At 64.8% G+C, this 23,366-nt stretch carries 25 protein-coding genes and 1 riboswitch; of the genes, 18 read left to right on the top strand and 7 right to left on the bottom strand.

Annotated elements, in window-relative coordinates:
* The 7 genes from QAZ47_RS09505 (at window position 1) to QAZ47_RS09475 (ending at window position 5,587) form a co-directional block, all read left to right on the top strand.
* Window positions 1–888, top strand: a complete 888-nt coding sequence (locus QAZ47_RS09505; protein ID WP_278233060.1) for an SDR family oxidoreductase — start codon at window positions 1–3, stop codon at window positions 886–888.
* 24 nt (window positions 889–912) lie between these two features.
* On the top strand, window positions 913–1,104 hold the full coding sequence (locus tag QAZ47_RS09500; RefSeq protein WP_278206479.1) for a twin transmembrane helix small protein: 192 nt from the start codon (window positions 913–915) through the stop codon (window positions 1,102–1,104).
* Between the two features lie 22 nt (window positions 1,105–1,126).
* Complete coding sequence (locus QAZ47_RS09495) at window positions 1,127–1,708, top strand: cob(I)yrinic acid a,c-diamide adenosyltransferase (RefSeq protein ID WP_278233059.1); 582 nt, start codon at window positions 1,127–1,129, stop codon at window positions 1,706–1,708.
* Between the two features lie 25 nt (window positions 1,709–1,733).
* On the top strand, window positions 1,734–2,543 hold the full coding sequence (locus QAZ47_RS09490; RefSeq protein WP_278233058.1) for a rhomboid family intramembrane serine protease: 810 nt from the start codon (window positions 1,734–1,736) through the stop codon (window positions 2,541–2,543).
* Between the two features lie 248 nt (window positions 2,544–2,791).
* Window positions 2,792–3,541, top strand: a complete 750-nt coding sequence (locus QAZ47_RS09485; RefSeq protein WP_278233057.1) for an electron transfer flavoprotein subunit beta/FixA family protein — start codon at window positions 2,792–2,794, stop codon at window positions 3,539–3,541.
* A 24-nt stretch (window positions 3,542–3,565) separates the two neighbouring features.
* Entirely contained in the window at window positions 3,566–4,495 is a 930-nt protein-coding gene (locus QAZ47_RS09480) for an electron transfer flavoprotein subunit alpha/FixB family protein (RefSeq protein ID WP_278233056.1), read from the top strand.
* A 213-nt stretch (window positions 4,496–4,708) separates the two neighbouring features.
* Entirely contained in the window at window positions 4,709–5,587 is an 879-nt protein-coding gene (locus QAZ47_RS09475; RefSeq protein WP_278206472.1) for a 3-hydroxybutyryl-CoA dehydrogenase, read from the top strand.
* A gap of 32 nt (window positions 5,588–5,619) precedes the next feature.
* Here the strand turns inward: QAZ47_RS09475 and QAZ47_RS09470 are convergent, their stop codons facing one another.
* From QAZ47_RS09470 to QAZ47_RS09460, 3 genes are all read right to left on the bottom strand, one after another.
* Window positions 5,620–7,536: a PAS domain S-box protein gene (locus tag QAZ47_RS09470; protein ID WP_278233055.1), complete on the bottom strand. Its 1,917-nt coding sequence runs from the start codon at window positions 7,534–7,536 to the stop codon at window positions 5,620–5,622.
* Between the two features lie 186 nt (window positions 7,537–7,722).
* Window positions 7,723–8,361 (bottom strand): NrsF family protein, encoded by a 639-nt coding sequence (locus QAZ47_RS09465; RefSeq protein ID WP_278233054.1) that lies wholly within the window; start codon window positions 8,359–8,361, stop codon window positions 7,723–7,725.
* A 1-nt stretch (window position 8,362) separates the two neighbouring features.
* Window positions 8,363–8,899, bottom strand: coding sequence for a sigma-70 family RNA polymerase sigma factor (locus tag QAZ47_RS09460; protein ID WP_278206468.1), 537 nt, complete (start codon window positions 8,897–8,899; stop codon window positions 8,363–8,365).
* 302 nt (window positions 8,900–9,201) lie between these two features.
* Window positions 9,202–9,317: riboswitch (guanidine-I (ykkC/yxkD leader) on the top strand.
* Between the two features lie 99 nt (window positions 9,318–9,416).
* Here QAZ47_RS09460 and QAZ47_RS09455 point away from each other — a divergent pair.
* The 11 genes from QAZ47_RS09455 (at window position 9,417) to QAZ47_RS09405 (ending at window position 19,544) form a co-directional block, all read left to right on the top strand.
* On the top strand, window positions 9,417–10,481 hold the full coding sequence (locus QAZ47_RS09455; RefSeq protein ID WP_278206467.1) for a putative urea ABC transporter substrate-binding protein: 1,065 nt from the start codon (window positions 9,417–9,419) through the stop codon (window positions 10,479–10,481).
* A 35-nt stretch (window positions 10,482–10,516) separates the two neighbouring features.
* Window positions 10,517–11,395, top strand: a complete 879-nt coding sequence (locus QAZ47_RS09450) for an ABC transporter permease (RefSeq protein WP_278206466.1) — start codon at window positions 10,517–10,519, stop codon at window positions 11,393–11,395.
* Window positions 11,392–12,201, top strand: coding sequence for an ATP-binding cassette domain-containing protein (locus QAZ47_RS09445; RefSeq protein WP_278206465.1), 810 nt, complete (start codon window positions 11,392–11,394; stop codon window positions 12,199–12,201). Before QAZ47_RS09450 ends, QAZ47_RS09445 begins: the two co-directional genes overlap by 4 nt.
* A 12-nt stretch (window positions 12,202–12,213) precedes the next feature.
* Window positions 12,214–13,422, top strand: a complete 1,209-nt coding sequence (locus QAZ47_RS09440; protein ID WP_278233053.1) for an agmatinase family protein — start codon at window positions 12,214–12,216, stop codon at window positions 13,420–13,422.
* Window positions 13,423–13,424: 2 nt separating this feature from the next.
* Window positions 13,425–13,961, top strand: a complete 537-nt coding sequence (locus QAZ47_RS09435) for a hypothetical protein (protein WP_278206463.1) — start codon at window positions 13,425–13,427, stop codon at window positions 13,959–13,961.
* Window positions 13,962–14,017: 56 nt separating this feature from the next.
* Entirely contained in the window at window positions 14,018–14,602 is a 585-nt protein-coding gene (locus tag QAZ47_RS09430) for a HupE/UreJ family protein (protein ID WP_278233052.1), read from the top strand.
* A 392-nt stretch (window positions 14,603–14,994) separates the two neighbouring features.
* Window positions 14,995–16,002, top strand: a complete 1,008-nt coding sequence (locus QAZ47_RS09425; RefSeq protein ID WP_278233051.1) for an iron ABC transporter substrate-binding protein — start codon at window positions 14,995–14,997, stop codon at window positions 16,000–16,002.
* 161 nt (window positions 16,003–16,163) lie between these two features.
* Entirely contained in the window at window positions 16,164–17,738 is a 1,575-nt protein-coding gene (locus QAZ47_RS09420; RefSeq protein WP_278233050.1) for an iron ABC transporter permease, read from the top strand.
* Window positions 17,735–18,817: an ABC transporter ATP-binding protein gene (locus tag QAZ47_RS09415; protein WP_278233049.1), complete on the top strand. Its 1,083-nt coding sequence runs from the start codon at window positions 17,735–17,737 to the stop codon at window positions 18,815–18,817. Before QAZ47_RS09420 ends, QAZ47_RS09415 begins: the two co-directional genes overlap by 4 nt.
* Window positions 18,818–18,873: 56 nt before the next feature.
* Window positions 18,874–19,149, top strand: a complete 276-nt coding sequence (locus QAZ47_RS09410; protein WP_278233048.1) for an AbrB/MazE/SpoVT family DNA-binding domain-containing protein — start codon at window positions 18,874–18,876, stop codon at window positions 19,147–19,149.
* Window positions 19,146–19,544 carry a type II toxin-antitoxin system VapC family toxin gene (locus QAZ47_RS09405; RefSeq protein ID WP_278206457.1) on the top strand — a complete coding sequence of 133 codons (399 nt, stop codon included), beginning with the start codon at window positions 19,146–19,148 and terminating at the stop codon, window positions 19,542–19,544. The genes QAZ47_RS09410 and QAZ47_RS09405 overlap by 4 nt, the downstream gene beginning before the upstream one ends.
* A gap of 1 nt (window position 19,545) precedes the next feature.
* Here the strand turns inward: QAZ47_RS09405 and QAZ47_RS09400 are convergent, their stop codons facing one another.
* The 4 genes from QAZ47_RS09400 to QAZ47_RS09385 are packed head-to-tail and all read right to left on the bottom strand — an operon-like array spanning window position 19,546 to window position 23,305.
* Window positions 19,546–20,343, bottom strand: coding sequence for a phosphodiesterase (locus tag QAZ47_RS09400; RefSeq protein WP_278233047.1), 798 nt, complete (start codon window positions 20,341–20,343; stop codon window positions 19,546–19,548).
* Window positions 20,344–20,383: 40 nt separating this feature from the next.
* Complete coding sequence (gene ugpC / locus QAZ47_RS09395; protein ID WP_278233046.1) at window positions 20,384–21,484, bottom strand: sn-glycerol-3-phosphate ABC transporter ATP-binding protein UgpC; 1,101 nt, start codon at window positions 21,482–21,484, stop codon at window positions 20,384–20,386.
* 14 nt (window positions 21,485–21,498) lie between these two features.
* Window positions 21,499–22,413 (bottom strand): ABC transporter permease subunit, encoded by a 915-nt coding sequence (locus QAZ47_RS09390; protein ID WP_278233045.1) that lies wholly within the window; start codon window positions 22,411–22,413, stop codon window positions 21,499–21,501.
* A gap of 7 nt (window positions 22,414–22,420) precedes the next feature.
* On the bottom strand, window positions 22,421–23,305 hold the full coding sequence (locus QAZ47_RS09385) for an ABC transporter permease subunit (RefSeq protein ID WP_278233044.1): 885 nt from the start codon (window positions 23,303–23,305) through the stop codon (window positions 22,421–22,423).
* Window positions 23,306–23,366: the final 61 nt, after the last annotated feature.

The raw sequence follows: 23,366 nt of genomic DNA, 5'->3' as shown, positions 1-23,366 counted from the left end.
ATGGGAAGTGATTGCGGCAAATGGCAACCCCGGGGTCAGACAACGTTGCCCACTGCTGAACAGTTGCGCAGCATCATCGTCACCGGCGCCTCCTCAGGCATCGGCGCCTATTGCGCGCGGGCGTTGCAGGCGGAAGGCTGGCGCGTGTTCGCCACGGCGCGCAAACCGGCCGACATCGCCGCTCTCGAGGCCGATGGCATCGAGGCCTTCTATCTCGACTATCGTGAGCCGGAATCCATCGCCGCGCTGGCCGACGCCGCGCTGGAGCGCACGGGCGGCACGCTTGGCGCGCTGTTCAACAACGGCGCCTACGCGCAGCCCGGCGCCGTCGAGGACCTGCCGGTGGAGGCGCTGCGCGAGCAGTTCGAGGCCAATTTCTTCGGCTGGCACGATCTGACGCGGCGCATCGTGCCGGTCATGCGCCGCCAGGGCCACGGCCGCCTCGTCCACTGCTCCTCGATCCTGGGGCTCGCTCCGGTCCGCTTTCGCGGCGCCTACTCGGCGTCGAAACATGCCCTCGAAGGCCTGATGCTGTGCATGCGCCAGGAACTCGAAGGCAGCGGCATCCACCTTTCGCTGATCGAGCCGGGGCCGGTGACCTCGAAGATCGCCAGCAACGGCCTGGCGTGGTTCCTGAAGAACATCGACATCGAGCACTCCGCCCACCGCGCCGACTACAAGGCACAGCTTGCACGGCTGCAGGCCGGCGGCAGCGTCTCGCGGCTGAAGCCGGGACCGGAGGTGGTCCACGCCGCCTTGCGCCACGCGCTTCTGTCACAGCGCCCACGCCCGCACTATGTGGTAACGGTGCCGGCCAAGATCGGCGTGGTGCTCAAACGCATCCTGCCGGCATCAGCACTCTACCGCGTGCTCGCCAGGCGCGCCTGACCGAAACCGAACTGGAGCCAGCTCATGGCAACCGTCTTCAAAATCCTCGCCCTGATCGTCATGGCCGCCGTAGTCGTCGTGCTGATCCGCGGCCTCGTCAACATGATGCGCGGCGGCTCCGGCGTGACCTCCAACAAGCTGATGCAGGCGCGCGTTCTGCTGCAGGCCGTGGCCCTGGCGCTGATCCTGCTGGTCGTCTGGCTCACTCGCAAATGACGTTCGCCGGAAGGAGAACGACGTGGTCAAGCTCAACAAGATCTATACCCGCACCGGCGACGACGGCACCACCGGTCTCGGCAGCGGCGAGCGGCGGCTGAAATCCGACCTGCGCGTCGAGGCCTATGGCGCGGTGGACGAGGCCAATGCCTGCATCGGCATGGCGCGCCTGCACACCGGAGCGGATCATCCTGCGATCGACGCCATGCTTTCGCGCATCCAGAACGACCTTTTCGACCTCGGCGCCGATCTGGCGGTGCCGGACGAGGGCAAGCCGCTCGACTACGAGCCGCTGCGCATCGTCGCCGCGCAGACCGAGCGCGTCGAAAAGGACATCGATCTTCTCAACAAGCACCTGCAGCCACTGAAGTCCTTCGTGCTGAATGGCGGCACGCCGGCGGCAGCCGCCCTGCATTTGGCGCGCACGGTGGCGCGACGCGCCGAGCGCATCATGGTGGCGCTGGCGCAGGACCCGGCCGAGCATGTCAACCGCGAAGCACTGAAATACATCAACCGCGCCTCGGACTTCCTGTTCGTCGCCGCCCGCGCGGTCAATGACAATGGAAATGCCGACGTGCTATGGGTTCCCGGCAAGAACCGCTGACAATCAGGTATGGCGGGAGGGTCCGATGTTCATCCCGCTCTATGACACCAACAGGCTGCGCCATATCCGGCTGCAATATGTGACGATCGGCCTGATCGTAGTGAACGCGCTGGTTTATTTCGCGACCACGCTCGGAGGCGAAAACTTCACCAACGCCGCGGTGCTTGGCCTCGGCTTCATCCCTTCGGTGGTCCACGACAAGGTCGAGCTGTCGCCCGAATTCGTCGTCATTCCCGAAAGCCTCAGCTATCTCACCTATTCCTTCCTGCATGCCGACATCTTCCACCTCGGCGGCAACATGCTGTTCCTGTGGGTGTTCGGCGACAATGTCGAGGACGCGCTCGGCCATATCCGCTACCTGATCTTCTACCTCGCTTGCGCGGCGGCGGGTGCTTTCGTTCAAGGGTTGGTTGGCTGGGATTCGCAGGTGCCGCTGATCGGTGCCTCCGGCGCCATCGCCGGCGTGGTCGCCGCCTATCTGATCCTCTATCCGCGGGTTAAGGTCTGGGTATTGGCCTTTGCGCGCATTCCCCTGCGCATTCCCGCCTTCATCCCGCTCATCCTCTGGATACTGTTCCAGATCGTGATGTTTGCCGCCGGCGGCGAGGACCAGATTTCCTGGGCCTGCCATATCGGCGGCATCGTCGCCGGCTCCGTTCTTGTTCTGGTGCTGCGCAGCCGCGGCGTGCCGCTGCTTGCCGGCGCCGACGGCGAGCCGGACCCCACGCCGAATGTCCAGCAGATACCTGTTCCGACAGAGTCAGGGGCAACACCCGAAACCCCGGCGCAGCCGGCGCCGCAATGGGGCCGCGGCGCTGCGTCGCCTCGGGATTGAACCGATTTGAGTGCGTCGTGCATATTGACGCGCCGGATTGCCGCCACTACGGAAACGCCACCCCGGGCATGATCCCGAAACGCGGGAACCGGTTTCGGGAAAGATCATGCACAATTGAAAGATCGGGGTGGAACAGGTTCTTGGCGGTCGAAGGCCAGAATTCCGCCCGGAATGTCGGCTTTCGACAACTCTGACAAGGCGCACACTGCTATAGCGCGCCCGACTATCTCAGGAGAGGTGACAGGAAAATGAAGATCCTTGTGCCCGTGAAGCGGGTTGTGGATGCGAACGTCAAGGTCCGGGTCAAGGCCGACGGACTGGGCGTCGAGCTCGCCAACGTCAAGATGGCGATGAACCCGTTCGACGAGATCGCGGTCGAGGAAGCGATCCGCATCAAGGAAGCCGGCAAGGCGGAAGAGATCATCGTCGTTTCGATCGGTCCGCAGCAGGCGCAGGAGACGCTCCGCACCGCGCTCGCCATGGGCGCCGACCGCGCCATCCTGGTCAAGACCGACGAGCAGACCGAGCCGCTCGGCGTCGCCAAGGTGCTGAAGGGCGTGGTCGAAGCCGAGAAGCCGGGCCTCGTCATCCTCGGCAAGCAGGCGATCGACGACGATTCGAACCAGACCGGCCAGATGCTGGCCGCACTCCTCGGCTGGTCGCAGGGCACCTTCGCCTCCAAGGTGGAGCTTGCCGGCGACAAGGCCAAGGTGACGCGCGAAGTCGACGGCGGCCTGCAGACCGTGGAACTGAAGATGCCTGCGATCGTCACCGCCGACCTTCGCCTCAACCAGCCGCGCTACGCCTCGCTGCCCAACATCATGAAGGCCAAGAAGAAGCCGCTCGACGAGAAGAGCCCGGCCGACTACGGCGCCGACGTCAAGCCGCGTCTCAAGGTCATCAAGACCGAGGAGCCGGGCGGCCGCAAGGCGGGCGTCAAGGTCAAGAGCGTCGCCGAGCTCGTCGAGAAGCTCAAGAACGAAGCCGGCGTGCTCTGAAGCGGTCAGGAAAGGAACAGGAAAATGGCAATTCTCCTCATCGCCGAACACGACAACGCAACCCTTTCCGACCAGACCGCCAAGGCGCTGTCGGCGGCCCTCCAGATCGGCTCGGACGTCGACGTGCTGGTTGCCGGCAAGGGCGCCAAGGCCGCCGCTGACGCCGCCGCCAAGCTGAAAGGTGTTCGCAAAGTGCTGCTGACCGAAGCCGACGAGCTTTCCGAGCGTCTCGCCGAACCGCTGGCCGCGCTCGTTGTGTCGCTCGCCGGCTCTTACGACGCGATCGTCGCGCCGGCCACGTCGGCCGGCAAGAACGTCGCGCCGCGCGTCGCGGCCCTGCTCGACGTCGCGCAGGTGTCCGAGATCATCGAGGTGGTCTCGCCCGACACCTTCAAGCGGCCGATCTATGCCGGCAACGCCATCCAGACGGTACAGTCGACCGACGCCAAGAAGGTGATCACCGTCCGCACCGCCTCCTTCTCGGCCGCGCCCGAGGGTGGTTCGGCCTCGGTCGAGACGGTCGGCGCCGCGGCCAATCCCGGCCTCTCCTCCTTCGTCGAGAACAAGCTCTCCGAGAACGACCGTCCGGAGCTGACCTCGGCCAAGATCATCATCTCTGGCGGCCGTGCGCTGGGCTCGTCGGAGAAGTTCCAGGAAGTCATACTGCCCGTCGCCGACAAGCTCGGCGCCGCCGTTGGCGCGTCCCGCGCGGCGGTCGACGCCGGCTATGCCCCGAACGACTGGCAGGTCGGCCAGACCGGCAAGGTGGTCGCTCCCGACCTCTACATCGCCGTCGGCATTTCCGGCGCCATCCAGCACCTTGCCGGCATGAAGGATTCGAAGGTCATCGTCGCCATCAACAAGGACGAGGAGGCACCGATCTTCCAGGTTGCCGACTACGGCCTCGTCGGCGATCTCTTCGTCATCTTGCCGGAGCTGCAAAAGGCGCTTTGACGCCTTCTGCTTAGGCATATTAAAATCCGAAGGGTGGGGTAGACGAAGTCGCCCCGCCCTTTTAGTTTGCACTGCACAAAAAGCAGGCCGCTTAAGGCTCAGGCAATTCCAGGAAAAGTGCGTAGCGGCTTTTCGGAGTTGCGACAAACAAAGAGAGAGGAGCGTTTCCGTGCTTCGAAGAAGCGGAAGTGCTCGATACGGGATGGGGTAGGTATGAGCAAGATCGAGACGATCGGCATTGTCGGCGCGGGTCAAATGGGTGGCGGCATCGCCCATGTCTCGGCGCTGGCCGGCTACAAGGTCCTGATCCACGACCTGTCGCTAGACCGGATCGAGAAGGGCATCGCCACCATCAGCGGCAACATGGCCCGCCAGGTCGGTTCCGGGAAGCTCGAGGAAAAGGCGCGCAACGAGGCGATGGCGCGCATCTCGGCGGCCTCCGCCATGGCCGATCTCGCCGCTGCCGACCTCGTGATCGAGGCGGCGACCGAGGACGAGACGGTCAAGCGCAAGATCTACGCCCAGCTCTGCCCGCAGCTCAATCCGGAAGCGATCCTGGCAACCAACACTTCGTCGATCTCGATCACCCGGCTCGCCGCGCAAACCGACCGGCCGGAGCGTTTCATCGGCATACATTTCATGAACCCGGTGCCGGTGATGAAGCTGGTCGAGCTGGTGCGCGGCATCGCCACCGAGGACAAGACCTTCGAAGCGGCCAAGGCCTTCGTCAACCATCTCGACAAGACGATCACCGTCTCCGAGGATTTCCCGGCCTTCATCGTCAACCGCATCCTGCTGCCGATGATCAACGAGGCGATCTACACGCTCTATGAGGGCGTCGGCACTGTCGACGCCATCGACACCGCCATGCGGCTCGGCGCCAACCATCCGATGGGTCCGTTGCAGCTTGCCGACTTCATCGGCCTCGATACCTGCCTGTCGATCATGCAGGTGCTGCATGAGGGCCTGTCGGACTCGAAATACCGTCCCTGCCCGCTGCTGGTGAAATATGTCGAGGCCGGCTGGCTGGGTCGCAAGACCGGACGCGGCTTCTACGACTATCGCGGCGACCATCCGGTGCCGACGCGCTGAGCCCAGCGATTGAACGCCCTCCCGCGCGGCTTTCAGGATGCCGCGGCAAGCGGCAGAGGCGTCGCCCCGACCTTCGAGACTTCGTCCGGTGCTGCCGAAACGCAGCCGCGGCCGGCCGCCTTTGCGGTATAGCAGGCAGTGTCGGCACGGGCGATGATCTCGTCCACCTCGCCGCAGCCGGCGCGGATCGGTGCGAGCCCGATGCTGGCGCCGATCGAATGCGCACGGCCGTCCCAGCTGAAGTTCAGGTTGCGGATAGCATCGATGATGGAGCGCGCCGCGATCGCCGCCCGCGCCGGCGCGCCTGACCTCAGAACGACCGCGAACTCATCGCCGCCGAGACGGGCGACGATGTCCTCGGGCCCAAGCACGTTGCGGATCGCATCGGCCACGCGCTTCAGCAGCGCGTCGCCCGCCGCGTGACCGCCGGTGTCGTTGACCGCCTTGAAATGATCGAGGTCGACGAACATGAACTGGTGCTCGCCGCCATGGAGCCGGCACTGATCGACCAGCTCCTCCATCGTGCGGATGAAGCTCGAACGGTTGGCGAGCCCGGTCAGCGCGTCGTGGGCTGCGGCGTAGGCCAGCTGGCGCTGCAGGGCGCGCGCATCGGTGAAATCCTGGAAGACGATGACCAGCCCGCAGAAATCGTTGCGGTCGTTCATGATCGGCGACACGACCTGGCGGATGCTGCAGCGAGTTTCATCGCGCCGGATGAGAACGGCGCGGGTATTCTGGTCGCTGTCATGGCGATCGGCTGCCGAAGGTCGCGTCAAGCCGATCCTCTGCCCGGTTTCCTCGTCGACCGGCCAATAGACATGGCCAAGCACCCTGCCCAGCGCCTCGCCGGCGGCAACGCCGGTCAGTTTTTCGGCGACCGGGTTCATGAAGGTGACGCGATTGGCGGCATCGGTGCAGATGACCGCGTCGCCGATCGACTGCAGCGTCACCCTGAGCCGTTCCTTTTCGTCGGCCAGCATCGCCGCGGAAACCTTGAGGCGTTCTTCGGCTTCCTTGCGCTGGGTGATGTCGGTCAGGCTGCCGATGGCGCGTATCAGCCGGCCCTCGCCGTCGCGTTCGATCGCCTTGCCGCGATCGAGGATCCAGACCCAGCGGCCGTCCTTGTGGCGCATCCGGAACTCGGCCTCGAAGAAAGGCGTCTCGCCGGCAAGGTGCGCGCGTTCCGCCTCGGCGACAAGCTCGCGGTCGTCCGGGTGGATCATCGTCAGCCAGCGGTCGGGGTCGCCATCGAGCTCGCCATCGGCATAACCCAGCATCCTCACCCAGGTTTCGGAATAGGTCGTGCCGCCCTTGCGCATATCCAGGCTCCAGACGCCCTGTCCGGCGCTGGTCAGCGCGAAGTTCCAACGCGTCTCCGCCTCTGCGATGCGCGCTTCGGCCTGCTTGCGCGCATCGATCTCCTCGATCTGCGACACGAGATAGAGAGGGTGGCCCGTCACCTCTTCGCGGATGACCGAGCCGGCAAGCTGCGCCCACACCGGGGTGCCGTCCTTGCGCAGATACCGCTTCTCGAAATGGAAGGAATGGATCTTGCCTTCCTTCAGGCTCGTCATCGTCTCACGGCCGATCTGCAGATCGTCGGGATGCGTGATCTGGAAGAAGGTCAGCGCCTCGATTTCCGCGCGGGTGTATCCGAGCATGTCGGCGAAGGCGGGATTGGCCTGAACGATGCGGCCATCGAGGCCGACAATGGCGACGCCGATCGCCGAATCCTCCATGGCCCGGCGGAAGCGTTGCTCGCTCTCGGCAATCTGCCGGCGGTCGTCGATGATCTTGCGGATGAACAGCGCCGAGACAAACAGCGTGACGGCCGTGACGGCGACGGATATCTGCAGGCAGATCTTCAGCGCGTCCGAGCCGAGTTCCAGCGCCGGCAACAGGATCGATGCAGTCAGGACAACGAGCCCCGTTGCCATCAAGACGGGCACGGCGCGCTTGCCGGCCCGCGGACCTTTCCAACTCAACCACGCCACAAATGCGATCCCACCCAATGCGCCGCTGCGCGTTGCCGCAACCCTGGCGGATCGATTTTAAGGAATGGTTGCATGAGCGGCGGCGGCTACTCCGCTAACCGGCAAACAATTGCCGGTATGATTAAGGATCGGTGTGCAACCCTACCAGCGGACGAAAAACCGCCCGCCAAGCGCGCCGAGCGCGGTGAGGAAGGCAATCGCGATCGTGTACCAGGTGGCGACGAACAGCGGCGAATCGTCGAAGCAATGCGCGGCATAGAAGGTCGCCGCCAATCCGCCCGCCAAAAGGCCCGCGACCGCGCCGGCCAGCACCGGCCGGGTCGGCGCGCCGTAGCGCAGCATGCCGAGGAAGATCGCCAGGGGGCCGATGCCGATCAGCGGGATGAAGCTCATGCAGATCATCCAGTTGGAGCCCACGAGCCGCCTGCCCCATTCGGCCTCGGGCACGACGAAAAGCTCCAGGATCACCGCGATCACGACGAGCACGGGGGTGGCGGCCATCCACAGCTTTGCCCGCCTGCTCGCCGCACCGGGCGTCGACAGCGCCCGGATCAAGGCGAACGCACCAGCGGTGAGCGCCAGGGTGAAGACGAACTTCGACATGAAGCGCATCGTATGCATGGCCGGCATGATGTCCGGGCGTGGGCCGATGGTCATGAAAAAGACCGCCGCCGCGACCGCCACCGCCACGCCGACGGCCAGCCACCAGGCCCTGCCAAGCGGCATCGCCTTGTTGCGGGCATCGGCGTCCAGCGCCTTGATGAGATCCTCGGTTCTCATGTCATTGTCGTCCGAACCTTTTGGCGATCGCGGCAAGGCCGCGATGCAGCGAAACGCGCACCGCCGTCTCGCTGATGCCGAGCTTGGCCGCCGTTTCGCCGATCGAGTGGCCGTCGACCGAGATCGAGGAAACCACCGAGCGCTGCGAAGGCGGCAGGCCGTCGAGCGCCCGGTTTATGTCGCGTTCGCTGACCGTCTCCGCCTCCGGCTCGGCGAAGGTCTCGGCGATCTCGTCGATCTCGACCTCGATGCGCCGGCCCCGCCTGCGGAAGGCATCGATCAGCTTGAAGCGGGCGATTGCGTAGACCCACGGCAGGACCGGAGCGTCCTCGCGCCAGGTATGCCGTTTCACATGAATGGCCAGCAAGGTTTCCTGCACGACATCCTCGGGGTCGACCCCGCCCTGAACGATCTTGCGCCGGACGAAGCCGCGAACGAGAGCGGCTATCCGGTGCAGAAAGTCGGCATAAGCCCTTTCGTCTCCCGCGATCGCGGCCCTGAGCAGCCGGGAAAGTTCGGCTTCGTCCTTGCCGGTCACAAGAAGTTTACCCCCGATGTTCGCGTCTCGGCCCCGGTTTGTTACGTGGCCGGCGAAATAATGTCCAAGCCAAAGTGCCGGAAAATCACGAAAGTTTGCGACGACCGCCGCGCCTTTTAAGTTTCGCGAAAAGGCGCGGCCCATGCAGCATCCGAGACGGTTGCACGACACGATACTGCTTATTTCGGCGGCGCTGCGATGATTTTTGCGCCATAGGCATGCTGCGGTCGACTTCGGAACCCGGGAAAACAGCCTCGGGCCGGTGCCTTTCAGATTGGCATGGCCCTTGCTTCGTAACTGGCGTGCAGAGCGTCTAGGGTTCCGGCCGTGTCTATCACGGTGCTGGTCCGAGAGACGCAACCGCCAGGGATGCATTGAGGCATCCGGCGGAACACGGCGGGCCAAAATCCCGGGAGAACCCTGCACGGGTTTGCTGGCGCGAACCTCTCCCGGATGCGCGCTCCGTGAACCCCAACAAAAGTCCGGACGCAATCCGGACCGCAAAAAGGGGTACGCAATGCTTCGCAAGCTGGCTGCAATCATCCTGGCCGCGTCACTCAGCCTTCCCTTGATCCCGGCCGCGCAAGCGGCGCCCAAGAAAGACTTCAAGATCTGCTGGTCGATCTATGTCGGCTGGATGCCATGGGGCTATCTCGCCGACAGCGGCATCATGAAGAAATGGGCTGACAAATATGGCATCAACGTCGAGATCACCCGCATCAACGATTATGTCGAAAGCATCAACCAGTACACTGCCGGCGGCTTCGACGGTTGCTCGATGACCAATATGGACGCGCTGTCGATCCCCGCCGGAGGCGGCGTCGACACCACCGCGCTGATCGTCGGCGACTTCTCCAACGGCAACGATGCCGTCATCCTCAAGGACAAGACCGCGCTCAAGGACATTGCCGGCCAGAAGGTCAACCTCGTCGAGCTCTCGGTCTCGCACTACTTGCTGGCGCGCGCGTTGGATACGGTCGGGCTCGCCGAGAAGGACATCACCGTGGTCAACACCTCCGATGCCGACATGGTCGCTGCCTATGGCACCGGCGACGTCACCTCGGTCGTCACCTGGAATCCGCTGGTCTCAGAGATCGTCGCCATGCCGGGCGCTCACAAGGTGTTCGATTCGACGCAGATCCCCGGCGAGATCATCGACCTGATGGTCGTCAACACCGCGACGCTGAAGGACAATCCGGCTCTCGGCAAGGCGCTCGTCGGCGCATGGTACGAAGCGATGGCCCTGATGACCTCCGGCACGCCCGAAGGCAAAGCGGCCAAGCAAGAGATGGCCAAGGCGTCCGGCACCGATCTTGCCGGCTTCGATGCTCAGCTCGCGTCGACGGCGATGTTCTTCGAGCCGGCCAAGGCGGTCGAGTTCACCAAGGGCGCCGAACTGCCCAAGACGATGGATCTCGTCCGCAACTTCCTGTTCAGCCACGGCATTCTGGGCACCAATGCACCCACTGTCGACGTGATCGGCATGAGCTTCCCCGACGGCTCGACGCTGGGCGATGCCGGAAACGTCAAGCTGCGGTTCGACCCGGCCTTCATGGCGGAGGCGGCGGCCGGAACGCTCTAGGACCCATCGTCATGCTGGCCAGAGGAACCGGTGCCATGCAAGCCGGGGCGGGCGCGAACACAGCCAGCCCGCCCCCCAGCGTGCCGAAGACGCGGCTTCGCCTGATCAACGCCACGGTCTCGCGTGGCGGAGCGGTGTTGCTTGGCGCGCTGCCCTTCGCGGCCGTTGCCGTGGCCTATCTGTCCGCTTCGGCGCAACGGCTGGCCGTCAACGCCAATGACAAGCTGCTGCCCTCCCCGGCACAGATGTGGTCGGCGTTCTTCGATTTGGCGACCGTGCCGGACAAGCGCTCCGGCGACCTGATCCTGTGGGCCGACACTTATGCCAGCCTGGTCAGGCTGTTCGCGGGCGTCGGCTTGGCGACGCTGGTGGCGCTCTTGCTTGGCGTCGCCATCGGCTTCATCCCGCGCGTCAGGGCGTTTCTCCTGCCCTTCGTCACCGTTGTCTGCGTCATCCCGCCCTTGGCGCTGTTGCCGATCCTGTTCATCGCGCTCGGCCTCGGCGAAACGGCCAAGATCACCTTGATCGCCATTGGCGTGGCGCCGGTCATGGTGCGCGACATCGCCAACCGGGTCATAGAACTGCCACCCGAGCTCATCGCCAAGGCACAGACGCTCGGCGGCAACAGCTGGACCATGGTTCTGAGGCTGGTGCTGCCGCAAACCATGCCGCGCCTCATCACCTGCGTGCGGCTGGCGCTCGGACCGGCCTGGCTGTTTCTGATCGCGGCGGAGGCCATCGCCTCGACCGAGGGGCTGGGCTACCGCATCTTCCTCGTTCGGCGCTACCTGTCGATGGACGTCATCCTGCCCTACGTCGTCTGGATAACGCTGCTCGCCGTCGCCACCGACTGGCTGCTCGCGCGGCTCTCGCACATGGTTTCCCCTTGGGCACATCCGGGGTCGGGCAAATGAGCCGCATCGTCGTCCACGGCCTGGAAAAGAGCTACGGCGATGCCCGCGTGCTGGAGCGCGTGAGCGTCACCGCCGAGCCCGGCGAATTCCTGTCGCTGGTCGGCGCCAGCGGCTGCGGAAAATCGACCTTCCTGCGCATCCTGCTCGGCCAGGAGCAGCAGAGCGGCGGCGTGGTCGTCATCGGAGACCGGCCGATCGTGCCGGAACCGACGCCGCAGCGCGGCATCGTCTTCCAGCGCTACTCGGTGTTTCCGCATCTGACCGCGCTGCAGAATCTGCTGCTGGTCGAGGACTTCCGCTCCGGCGGACCTTTCGGCCGCGTCTTTGGCGCCAGGCGCAGAAGCGCGCGGCAGGAGGCCGAAACCATGCTGGAGCGCGTCGGCCTCGCTCATGCGCGCGACCTCTATCCGGCATCGCTCTCCGGCGGCATGCAGCAGCGGCTGGCGATTGCCCAGACCCTGCTCGGCCGGCCGCAGATCCTGCTTCTCGATGAGCCGTTCGGGGCGCTCGATCCGGGCATCCGCGTCGAGATGCACGAATTGCTTACCGAGCTGTGGAACGAGCACGGCATGACCGTGGTCATGGTCACCCACGACATCGGCGAGGCCTTCAAGCTTGGTACCCGCGTGCTTGTCTTCGACAAGGTGCGCCACGATCCCCAGTTTCCGTCCGCCTACGGCGCGACGATCACCTACGATCTGAAGCTCGACCGCAAGAGCCGGGCTTCCGCACGAGACGTGGCCGAAGTGGCCGCGATGGTCGGGACGACCCGACTGGACAGCGCAATCGCGACGACGGCGTCGTAACGGAGGTTTTTCATGCACAGAGACATTCCAGCGCGCCGGCACCGCCGGGCCGGGCTATTTGATCGCCAGCCGCGCCAGCGCCTGCATCATCCCAACTTCGAGATCCGCGAGACGCAGGGCTGGAAGTCGATCGAGGCGGAAGGAAAGCTGCCCGAGGACGGCTGGCGCAAGGAACAGCAATGGGCGCTGGACATGGGCCTGCCCGGATCGGATTCGATCACCGACAAGTCAATCCCGACCTTCGCGCGCGGCGAGCTGCCGCATTTCGCCGGCATCAACACCTTCCTCAAGGCGCCCTATGTCGAGAATGTCCGCGATGTCGGCCGATACGACGCTGCCGTCATGGGCATTCCCTTCGACAGCGGCACCACCTACCGTCCGGGAACCCGTTTCGGGCCGCAGGGCATCCGTCGCATCTCGGCACTCTACACGCCTTACAACTACGAGCTGGGCGTCGACCTGCGCGAGCAGATGACGCTGTGCGACGCTGGCGACGTCTTCACCATTCCGGCCAATCTCGAAAAGAGCTTCGACCAGATCACCAAGGGCGTCAGCCATGTCGCTTCCTCGGGCGCGCTGCCGATCATGCTGGGCGGCGATCATTCGATCGGGTTTCCTTGCGTGCGCGGCATCGCCGACGTCACCTCGAAACGTATCGGCATCATCCATTTTGACCGCCATATCGATATCCAGGAAAAGGATCTCGACGAGCGCATGCACACCACGCCCTGGTATTGGGCGACCAACCTGCCGAACGTCTCGGCCACCAATCTGGTGCAGCTTGGCATCGGCGGCTGGCAGGTGCCCCGCTATGGCGTGGCAGAGGCCAGGAAGCGCGGCACCAACGTGCTGACGATTTCGGACATCGAGCAGATGGGCCTGGAGAAGACGGCGGAGATCGCGCTCGAACTGGCGTGGAAGGACGCAGACGCCGTCTATATTTCCTTCGACGTCGACAGCGTCGACTGTGGTTTCGTGCCAGGCACGGGCTGGCCCGAGCCCGGCGGCTTCCTGCCGCGTGAGGCGCTGAAGCTGCTCGGGCTGGTCTCGGCGCCCGGCATTTGCGGGCTGGAAGTGGTCGAGGTTTCGCCGCCATACGACACCTCGGACATCACCGCGCTGTTCGGTGTGCGGGTCGTCGTCGAGACGCTCGGCTCGATGGTCGCCCATGGCACGCTGGGCAAGCACAAATCCATCATCGACAAGCCGGCGAGCTTTTGACGATGCACGATGACCAACATCACCACGGCCACGATCATGGCGAAGGCCACCACCATCACGGCCCGACCGGCCACCATCACCATCCGCACGCCGTCGGCCACAACGGGCCGGCCGGCAAGCCGTTGCAGTGGCAGACGCCGCATTTGCCGCGCGAGCATGCGCCCGAGCCGGCCGACCCGCGCGCGACCGATCTCGATCTCGTTGAGACAGCCTTTCTCGACGGGTTCGCGCGGGCACCCGATCCATCCAGTTTTCTGCGGCTCGCCGGCATTCCGTTCCTCGGCGAAACCACCGACGGCCGGCGGCTGCACCTGCTGCGGGTCGAGACGCAGGATATCGTCGATGTCGGCGCCGTGATGCCGCTGATCGGTGGCGCCGGCGTGACCTACAACCCGCTGCCCGCGAAGCTGACGTCACACCGGCGCCGCCTGGCATTCGTCTACCATGACGGCAATGGCCAGCGGCCTCTCGATTTCAGCGAGGCACGACTTCTGATCGACAGGTCCGCGGCGGCCGAAATCGCTATGCCCGGACAGTGAACGCCGGTTTTGACCCGGATCCTCCCCTCTCAGACAGGTTCAGACCGATGAACAGAATGCTTTCGATTCTCACCAGGCTTGCTCCGGCGGCCGCGGCCGCTCTCACACCGTCACTGGCCTTCGCTCACAGCGGGGGCTTTCATGTCCACGGCCTTCTGAGCGGCCTTCAACACCCGCTGGCCGGCATCGACCATCTGCTTGCGATGCTGTCGGTCGGCATCATTGCGGCGCGAACCGGCGGCAAGACCGCCATCCTCGTGCCGGCGTGTTTCGTGGCGGCGATGGTCGCGGGGGCCACGCTTGGGATCGCCGGTATCGGCTTGCCGTCGCTGGAGACTGGGATCGCGCTGTCGCTGATGTTTTTCGGCGCCATGGTCGCGCTCGCCAGGCCGTTTCCGCTTGCCTTCGCCGCAACGCTGATGGCGCTCTTCGGCCTCTTCCACGGCAACGCCCACGGGCTCGAGATTCCGGAGACGGTTAGCGGCATGGCCTATGCGATCGGCTTCCTCGCCAGCACCTCGGCTTTGCACGCGACCGGAGTGCTGGCCGCTCTGACGTTGCGGAGCCGGCCGGCGGCCATCCGTGCGGCAGGGATCGGCACCTCGCTGGTCGGAGTGGCGCTGGCCGCGCAGCTCACCTGAACCTGCGGCTCAAGGATTGCACGAACGAGAGGCGGAGCCATGCCCAGGCCATTGACGATCTGGCGGCGCATCCGAGAGCTGCTGTACCAGATCCTGAAGATACGAGCCGAACGGCTCTGACCGCATTCGCCCGGCGACCGCGTCGCACGGGACCCGGTATTGCGGGCCCCGTGCGGCCGGAGGTTGTTCGGCTTGAAACAACGAATGGCCATCGGGGACCGCCAGCGCTCCGCAGGTTCCGTGACACCCAATCACATGGCATTGTCCACGTGGCGCCGGCTTTCACGCCCCCGCGACGGAATGAGCCACCTTCACAATGTTGACTACCGCTATCAGGTATTGATAGGTGCAGTCGCCTCCCGGGGCGGATCACGAAGATCAAGGACCATGCCATGAAATATGCTCTTTCCACCCTTGCCGGTGCTGTTGCATTGACAGCCAGCCTGGTCGTCGCGCCGGCCCTGGCCGAGAATGCAGGCATCATCGTCTACAACGCCCAGCATGAGAGCCTCGCCAAGGAATGGGCGAAGGGCTTCACCAAGGAAACCGGCATCAAGGTTACGCTGCGCAATGGCGGCGACAGCGATTTTTCCAACCAGATCGTCGCCGAGGGTGCCGCATCGCCGGCCGATGTGTTCCTGACCGAGAATTCGCCCGCCATGGCGCTGGTCGAGGCGGCCGGCCTGTTCGCGCCGGTCGATGCCGACACGCTGGCCCAGGTTCCGCAGGAATACCAGCCCTCGAGCGGCAAGTGGGTGGGCGTCGCCGCCCGCAGCACCGTCTTTGCCTACAACAAGGACAAGCTCAAGGAAGACCAGTTGCCCAAGTCGCTGCTCGACCTCGCCGATCCGAGCTGGAAGGGCCGTTGGGCCGCCTCGCCGTCCGGCGCCGACTTCCAGGCCATCGTCAGCGCCCTGCTTGAGCTCAAGGGCGAGGCCGCGACCGCGGACTGGCTGAAGGCGATGAAGGAGAACTCCACCGCCTACAAGGGCAACAGCACGGTGATGAAGGCGGTCAATGCCGGCGAGATCGATGGCGGCGTGATCTACCACTATTACTATTTCGGCGATCAGGCAAAGACCGGCGAGAACAGCAAGAGCGTCGGCCTGCACTATTTCAAGAACCAGGATCCGGGCGCGTTCGTGTCGATCTCCGGCGGCGGCGTTCTGGCCTCGAGCAAGCATCCGAAGGAAGCACAGGCCTTCTTGAAATGGGTAACCGGCAAGGGCGGCCAGGAGGTCTTGAAGACCGGCACATCCTATGAATACGCGGTCGGCAAGGGCGAGGAGTCCAACCCGAAGCTGGTACCGCTCACCGACCTGCAGGCGCCGAAAGTCGACCCGGTGAAGTTGAACTCCAAGAAGGTCATCGATCTGATGACGCAAGCCGGCTTGCTTTAGTTCGCGTTCGTCCTAAAAGGACAACCGACCGTGCTCCTGCGGGAATTCGCTTTCCGCGGGGGCGCTTTTGTTTTGGAGATGGCCTCGTCGATGACGATCATCTGCGTTCCCGGCCGCATCGGCGGTCCATCACATAGCTTCAAGGCGGCACATTCCTTCTGATGGCGTCCGCGATCCACCTCACGCGTCCAGGCCTGCCGGCTGCCGCAAGGCAGAGCCGGCGGTCCGCGTCATGGATCACGCTTGCCGCCGCCCTCGTTTCGCTGATCGCGCTGCTGCCGCTCGCCTTCATCGTCTGGACAGCGATCCAGACCGGCTGGGGAACGGTGCTGGCACTGATCTTCCGGCCGCGTGTCGGCGAGCTCCTGGTCAATACCATCCTGCTCGTCGTCGTGTCGGTGCCGGTCGCCATCGTGCTGTCGGTGGCGCTCGCCTGGCTGATCGAGCGCTCAGACCTGCCCGGCAACCGGCTGTGGTCGTGGCTGTCGGTGGCGCCGCTCGCCATTCCTGCTTTCGTCCATAGCTACGCTTGGATCAGTCTCGTGCCCGGCCTGCACGGGCTCTGGGCCGGCGTGCTGGTCTCCGTCATCGCCTATTTTCCGTTCCTCTACCTGCCGATAGCCGCGGCGCTGCGCCGCCTCGACCCGGCGCTGGAAGATGCGGCGGCCGCCCTTGGCCTCGGCCCGTGGCGCGTTTTCGCGCGTGTCGTGCTGCCGCAATTGAGGCTGGCCATCTGCGGCGGCTCGCTGCTGGTCGGCCTGCATCTGCTTGCCGAATACGGCCTCTTTGTCTTCATCCGCTTCGACACCTTCACCACGGCGATCGTCGACCAGTTCCAGTCGACCTTCAACGGCCCGGCGGCCAACATGCTCGCCGCCGTGCTGGTCGCCTGCTGTTTCGTGCTGCTGGCCGTGGAGGTCGTCGTGCGCGGCGAAGAGCGCTATGCGCGCGTCGGCTCCGGCGCGGCGCGCCAGCAGCAGCGTGTCCGGCTCGGCCACGCCACACTGCCTTGCCTGCTGCTGCCCGCCATCACCGCGCTGCTCACGCTCGGCGTGCCGTTCGTCACCGTCGGCCGCTGGCTGCTCGCCGGCGGCGCCGATATCTGGCGCTGGGACGAAATCGGCCTGGCGCTCGGCCAGACGCTGTTCCTCGCCATCGCCGGCGCGCTGCTTGCCACCGTTGCCGCGATGCCTATGGCCTGGATCTCGATCCGCGCGCCAAGCCCGTTGCAGCGCCTGCTCGAGAGCTGCAACTACATCGTCGGATCGTTGCCCGGCGTCGTCATAGCGCTGGCGCTGGTGACCATCACCGTGCGCATCGCGCTGCCGCTTTACCAGACGCTCTTCACCATCCTTTTCGGCTATGCGCTGATGTTCCTGCCGCGCGCGCTGGTCAGCCTGCGCGCCTCGATCGCGCAGGCGCCGGTGGAGCTCGAGCGCGCCGCCTCCAGTCTCGGCCGGCCGCCGCTCAGGGCGCTGTGGGCGACGACCATCCGGCTGTCGGCGCCGGGCGCGGCGGCTGGCATGGCGATGGTGGCGCTCGGCATCACCAACGAATTGACCGCCACCCAGATGCTGGCGCCGAACGGCACCCGCACGCTGGCGATGGCTTTCTGGTCCTACAGCGGCGAGATCGACTACGCCTCCGCCGCGCCTTACGCCCTGATCATGGTCGCGATGTCGCTGCCGATGACCTTGATGCTCTACGTCCAGTCGAAGCGGATGGCCGGACGATGAGCTTCCTCGAACTCAACGACGTGGCGAAATATTACGGCAAGGTGGCCGCGCTCGCCGGCGTCGACCTTACCGTCGAAAGCGGCAGCCGCACCGCGATTGTCGGGCCGTCCGGCTGCGGCAAGACCACCCTGCTCAGGCTGATCGCCGGCTTCGAAGCGCCGGATCGCGGCCGCATCGCGCTCGACGGCAAGGTGCTCGCCAATGGCGGCGCAGCCGTGCCGGCGCATCGCCGCGGCATCGGCGTGGTGGCACAGGACGGCGCGCTTTTCCCGCATCTCACCATCGCCGACAATATCGGTTTCGGCATGTCGCGCGGCGAGGACAAGCGCATGGAGCGCATCGTCGAGCTCGCCTATATCGTTGGCCTCGACAAGGCGGTCCTCAAGCGCCGGCCGCACGAGCTCTCCGGCGGCCAGCAGCAGCGCGTCGCACTTGCCCGCGCCATGGCCATGAAGCCGCGGCTGATGCTGCTCGACGAGCCGTTCTCGGCGCTGGACACCGGCTTGCGCGCATCCATGCGCAAGGCAGTTGCCGAGCTTCTGGAAGAGGCAGGCATCACCACCATCCTGGTCACCCATGACCAGGCCGAGGCACTGTCATTCGCCAGCCAGGTGGCCGTCATGCGCGACGGCCTGTTCTCGCAGGTCGGCACGCCGCGCGAGCTCTATTTCCAGCCCAAGGACAGGATGGTTGCCGAGTTCCTCGGCGATGCCATAATCGTGCCGGCCAAGATCGCAGACGGCTTTGCCATCTCGCCGCTCGGCCGCATCGCGGTCGACACGGCCGAGCGGCGCGACGTCGCCCGCATCATGCTCAGGCCCGAGCAGGTGCTGCTCAAACGAACTTCGCGCGAGGGCATGTCGGGAACGCCGGACATGCTGTTCGGCGAAGTGACGGGGTCCGAATTCGCCGGCTCTATCTGCACAATCGCGGTGCGGCTGCTCAACAGCCCCGACCCGCCGGATGCGGCGGCCATCGGCAACACGCCGCTCATCCTGCGCAAGACGGGCATGGACGCGCCGGCGATCGGCGAGATCGTGCGCCTCACCGTCATAGGCAAGGCGCACGTGTTTGCTTGAACTCCACCTTGAAATAATGCGTTTCTGCATTATTTTTAGCCTTTGGAGGCCTCATCATGACGACATTGACAGTTACGGCACGGGGCCAGGTCACGTTCCGGAAGGAGGTGCTCAAGCACCTCGGCATCCAGCCCGGAGACAAGATCAGGCTTGATCTTCTGCCTGGCGGGCGGGCGGAGTTGAAAGCCGACCAGGGCAAGGGCTCTTGGCAAAAGCTGAGCGGGATGCTCAAGGGCAAGACGAACGGCGCACGGCTTTCGATCGAGGAGATCAACGATGCTATCGCCGACGCCGGCGCTTCGGGCGGGATGCGCGGGGTCGAGCGCGAGTGAAGATCAGCCTCGACACGAACGTGCTATTGCGCCTTGTCGTCGGCGATGACGTAGCGCAACAACGGACAGCAGCCGAGACCTTGGAAGGGGCCGAGTTGGTCGCGATCAGCGTTCAAGCGCTCTGCGAGTTTGTTTGGGTGCTGGATAGAAGTTACCGGGTTGCGCGGGCTGACATATCCGCCTCGATCCACCGCATCCTTGACATGCGCAACGTCGTGATCAACCGACCGACGATCGAAGCGGGCCTGGCTATACTCGACGCCGGGGGCGATTTCGCGGATGGCGTGATCGCATTCGACGGTCAGTGGCTCGGTGGTGGAACCTTCGTGTCCTTCGATAGGAGAGCGGTAAAGCTGGTCGAAGGACGGGGAATGCCCACACTGTTGCTCGGGTGATCTACCGCACGCGCTCGCCTGTCCCCGGCGACCAGAGCGGCCAGTTCTCCAGGAAATCGTGGCTGTGAATGACGACGCGTGCGCCATCGATCAGTATGATCGAATAGGCGGGCGGCGCCTGCTCGACCACTTCGTCGCCGACAAAGTCGAGCATGAAACGGGCATGCAGGCCACGTTGCGCCGAATACGGAATGCCTGCGACCGTGCCGGCAATGTCGCGATGGACATGGCCGAAGAAGATGTAGCGGACATTGCCGTGGCGGACGAGCACATCGAGCAGCCTCTGCGGCTGTTCGAGACCGAGCGGATCGAGAATGGTCAAGCCGAGCTCGACCGGCGGATGATGCAGGAACAGATAGACCGGCCTGCCCTCGGCCTCGGCAAGCCTGGCGTCCAGCCAGCTGAGCCGATCGTCGCACAATTCCCCGGTCACGCGGCCCTCGGCCAGGCTGTCGAGGAACACCAGCCGGCCCTCGGGCGTATCGAAGACCGATTGCACGAAACCGTTGCGGTCGGTTCCGTTTTCCGGGAAGGCGGCGACGAGGTTGATGCGGCGGTCGTGGTTTCCGGGCAGCAGTCGGTACGGCACGGAGAGCCGGCCGAGAGCCGATTTCAGGTCGGCATAGCTTTCGGTCTCGCCCGACTCGGTCAGGTCGCCGGTGAAGATGCAGAGCGCCGCGTCGCCATGGCGGGCATTGATGTGGTCGATGCAGCGGTCGAGCCGCTCATGCAGGTTCACGCCGTAGCGGACCTCGCCCCGACCGCCGAGATGGACGTCGGTAACCTGGATGATCTTCATTCCGGACCCTCTTGCGAATTTGGGCAGACTGCCTCGGCGATTACAGAGCCGGCTCCGGCACCGAAGCCTTGAACACGTCGAGCCGGCTTCCGGTCTCCGAAGAGAAGAAATGCAGGTCGCTCTCCGCGAACTGCAGCCCGATGGCGCTACCGGGCTCGGGATGGACGGTCTCGGAGGTCACCACCGAGAACGGCGCGCCGTCGAGATCGACATAGACGACCCGGCCGGCGCCGAGCTCTTCCACCAGGTCCACCGTCGCGGCCAGCGCGCCGGGCGTTCCCGGCGCCACCATGCGCACGGCCTCCGGCCGGATGCCGACCGCGACCTTCGAGCCGACCGGGAGGCCGGCGCGTGAAACGTTGAGCTTGCGGCTGTCGCCGAGCAGCGACACGCCGTCGAGCGTGACCGTGCCTTCGAGCATGTTCATCGCCGGCGCGCCGACGAAGGTCGCCACGAACCGGCTCGCCGGCCTACTGTAGACTTGCACCGGAGTGCCGACTTGCTCGACGCGGCCGCCATTCATCACCACCAGCCGGTCGGCCAGCGTCATCGCTTCGACCTGGTCGTGCGTGACGAAGACGGAGGTGGCATTGAGCCGTCGATGCAGTTTGCGGATCTCCGAGCGCATCTGGACACGCAATTTGGCGTCGAGGTTGGAGAGCGGCTCGTCGAACAGGAAGACCTTGGGCTCGCGGATCATGGCGCGGCCCATGGCGACGCGCTGGCGCTGGCCGCCGGAGAGCGCCATCGGCTTGCGGTCGAGCAGATGCTCGAGCTCCAGGATGCGGGCGACGGCCTGGATGCGCTGGTTGCGTTCGGCGGCGGGAACGCCGGCCACCTTCAGCGAATAGCCGATGTTCTGGGCAACGCTCATATGCGGATAGAGCGCGTAGTTCTGGAACACCATGGCGCAGCCGCGCTCGCGCGGCTCGAGCTTGTTGACCACGGTGCCGTCGATGGCGATCGCGCCGTCGGAGATCTCCTCGAGCCCCGCGATCATGCGAAGCAGTGTGGACTTGCCGCAGCCCGACGGGCCGAGGATGACGACAAACTCGCCGGATCTGATATCGAGGTTGACGCCGTGCACGACCTGCATCTTGGCATAGCTCTTCCGGACGTCGCGGATGACAATGGAGGCCATTTTTTATCGTCTCCCTATTTTTCGGTGGCGATCAGGCCGCGCACGAACCAGCGCTGCATCAGCACCACCACGATCATCGGCGGCACCATAATGATCAGCGTGCCGGCCATGGCGATATGCCATTCCGGCGCGCCGCCGACGTTGGGGATGAGCTGCTTCAGCTCTGTCACCGCCATCGCATGCGACTGGTCGGTGGTGATGAGCAACGGCCACAGATACTGGTTCCAGGCCCACAGGAACATGATGGTGCCGAGCGCCGCCATGTTGTTACGCGACAGCGGCAGAAGGATATCGACGAAGAAGCGCAACGCGCCGGCGCCGTCCATGCGCGCGGCCTCGGTCAATTCGTCCGGCACGGTCAGGAAGAACTGGCGATAAAGGAATGTGCCGGTGGCGGTGGCGACCAGCGGCAGGATCAGGCCGCTATAGGAATTGAGCAGTCCCAGGCTGAGCTGGACCTGAACCCCCGATATCTTCTGGATCAGCCAGGAAAGCCCCGTCAGATCCATGATCGCCTGATAGGGATCGAGCACGTTGGCGACCACCGCGTAGGTCGGAACGATGCGCACTTCGAGCGGCAGCATCAGCGTGATGAAGATCAGCCAGAAGATCAGCATGCGGCCGGGATAGCGGAAGTAGACGATCGAGAAGGCCGTCAGCGCAGACACGATCACTTTGCCGGCGGCGACGCCGAACGCCATGATGAAGGAGTTGAAGAGCTTCGGGCCGAGATCGGCCGTCGTCCACGCCGTCTTGATGTTGACCCAGAAATCGCTGCCCGGCAGCAGCGACATCGGCACGTCGTTGACGTCCTTCAGATTGTGCGAGGCCGCGATCGCCACGATGACGAACGGCGCCACGCAGAATACGAAGCCGGCGAACAGGATAAGATGCGTGAAGAAGTTGAGGATCGGGGTGCGCTCGACCATGGCCGCCTCAACGATAATGCACGCGCCGCTCGATGAAGCGGAACTGGACGATGGTCAGCAGGACGATGAGCAGCATCAGGATGATGCTCTGCGCAGCCGCGCCCGAGTAATCGAGCCCTTTGAAGCCGTCGGAATAGATCTTGTAGACCATCAAATTGGTGGCGTTGGCCGGGCCGCCGGCGGTCATGATGTCGACGATGCCGAAGGAATCCTGGAAGCTTTCGGTGATGTTGATGACAAGCAGGAAGAAGATGGTCGGTGTGATCAGCGGGAACTGGATGTCCCAGAAGCGGCGGACGACGCCTGACCCGTCCATGGCCGCCGCCTCGATCAGCGAGCGCGGGATGGCCTGCAGGGCGGCCAGGAAGAAGATGAAATTGTAGCCGACATATTTCCACGAGAAGGCGATGATGACGGAGGCCATGGCGTCGGCGCCGTTGAGGCCGGGATCCCAGAAGCCGGGCCAGAACTTGTTGACAGCGGCCATGAAACCGGCTTCCGGCGCCAGGATGAAACGAAACGCCAGCGCCAGAGCCGGCGCCGCGATGCCGTAGGGCCAGATCAGCACGACGCGATACAGCCATGAGCCAGCGAGTTGCCGGTCGGTCAAGGCGGCGAGGACCAGCGCGATGATCATCGCAAGGCCCGTGCTGATGCCGGCGAAGATCATGCTGGCGGTGATCGAATTCCAATAGTCGGCATTGGCGAGGATCGAGCGGAAATTGTCGAGGCCGACCCAGATGTTGCCGCCGCCCCAGGGCTGCTGCAACGTCAGCGACCAGTAGACCGCCTGGCCGGCAGGCCAATAGAAGAAGGTGAAGATCAGGAGGAGCTGCGGCACCGCGAACAGGATGCCGATCGTCCATCTGCCGAAAGTGACGCGTTTTTCCATCGATCCGCCGACGATGCCTGGTTCGGATATGAAACGGCCGCCCGTCGAGTTTCGACGGGCG

The sequence above is a fragment of the Mesorhizobium sp. WSM4904 genome (assembly GCF_029674545.1).
Classification (GTDB): Bacteria; Pseudomonadota; Alphaproteobacteria; order Rhizobiales; family Rhizobiaceae; genus Mesorhizobium.
Note: the sequence above shows the minus strand (reverse complement) of the source record. Positions and strands in the feature narration are given on the sequence as shown.

Bases quoted from the DNA above. Each gene is read 5' to 3' on its own strand.
- QAZ47_RS09410 (WP_278233048.1), top strand. From the start codon at position 18,874: ATGACGACATTGACAGTTACGGCACGGGGCCAGGTCACGTTCCGGAAG.
- ugpC (WP_278233046.1), bottom strand. From the start codon at position 21,484: ATGGCCTCCATTGTCATCCGCGACGTCCGGAAGAGCTATGCCAAGATG.
- QAZ47_RS09505 (WP_278233060.1), top strand. From the start codon at position 1: ATGGGAAGTGATTGCGGCAAATGGCAACCCCGGGGTCAGACAACGTTG.
- QAZ47_RS09445 (WP_278206465.1), top strand. From the start codon at position 11,392: ATGAGCCGCATCGTCGTCCACGGCCTGGAAAAGAGCTACGGCGATGCC.
- QAZ47_RS09385 (WP_278233044.1), bottom strand. From the start codon at position 23,305: ATGGAAAAACGCGTCACTTTCGGCAGATGGACGATCGGCATCCTGTTC.
- QAZ47_RS09485 (WP_278233057.1), top strand. From the start codon at position 2,792: ATGAAGATCCTTGTGCCCGTGAAGCGGGTTGTGGATGCGAACGTCAAG.
- QAZ47_RS09465 (WP_278233054.1), bottom strand. From the start codon at position 8,361: ATGAGAACCGAGGATCTCATCAAGGCGCTGGACGCCGATGCCCGCAAC.
- QAZ47_RS09450 (WP_278206466.1), top strand. From the start codon at position 10,517: ATGCAAGCCGGGGCGGGCGCGAACACAGCCAGCCCGCCCCCCAGCGTG.
- QAZ47_RS09425 (WP_278233051.1), top strand. From the start codon at position 14,995: ATGAAATATGCTCTTTCCACCCTTGCCGGTGCTGTTGCATTGACAGCC.
- QAZ47_RS09440 (WP_278233053.1), top strand. From the start codon at position 12,214: ATGCACAGAGACATTCCAGCGCGCCGGCACCGCCGGGCCGGGCTATTT.
- QAZ47_RS09475 (WP_278206472.1), top strand. From the start codon at position 4,709: ATGAGCAAGATCGAGACGATCGGCATTGTCGGCGCGGGTCAAATGGGT.
- QAZ47_RS09480 (WP_278233056.1), top strand. From the start codon at position 3,566: ATGGCAATTCTCCTCATCGCCGAACACGACAACGCAACCCTTTCCGAC.
- QAZ47_RS09430 (WP_278233052.1), top strand. From the start codon at position 14,018: ATGCTTTCGATTCTCACCAGGCTTGCTCCGGCGGCCGCGGCCGCTCTC.
- QAZ47_RS09490 (WP_278233058.1), top strand. From the start codon at position 1,734: ATGTTCATCCCGCTCTATGACACCAACAGGCTGCGCCATATCCGGCTG.
- QAZ47_RS09415 (WP_278233049.1), top strand. From the start codon at position 17,735: ATGAGCTTCCTCGAACTCAACGACGTGGCGAAATATTACGGCAAGGTG.
- QAZ47_RS09390 (WP_278233045.1), bottom strand. From the start codon at position 22,413: ATGGTCGAGCGCACCCCGATCCTCAACTTCTTCACGCATCTTATCCTG.
- QAZ47_RS09455 (WP_278206467.1), top strand. From the start codon at position 9,417: ATGCTTCGCAAGCTGGCTGCAATCATCCTGGCCGCGTCACTCAGCCTT.
- QAZ47_RS09400 (WP_278233047.1), bottom strand. From the start codon at position 20,343: ATGAAGATCATCCAGGTTACCGACGTCCATCTCGGCGGTCGGGGCGAG.
- QAZ47_RS09435 (WP_278206463.1), top strand. From the start codon at position 13,425: ATGCACGATGACCAACATCACCACGGCCACGATCATGGCGAAGGCCAC.
- QAZ47_RS09420 (WP_278233050.1), top strand. From the start codon at position 16,164: ATGGCGTCCGCGATCCACCTCACGCGTCCAGGCCTGCCGGCTGCCGCA.
- QAZ47_RS09500 (WP_278206479.1), top strand. From the start codon at position 913: ATGGCAACCGTCTTCAAAATCCTCGCCCTGATCGTCATGGCCGCCGTA.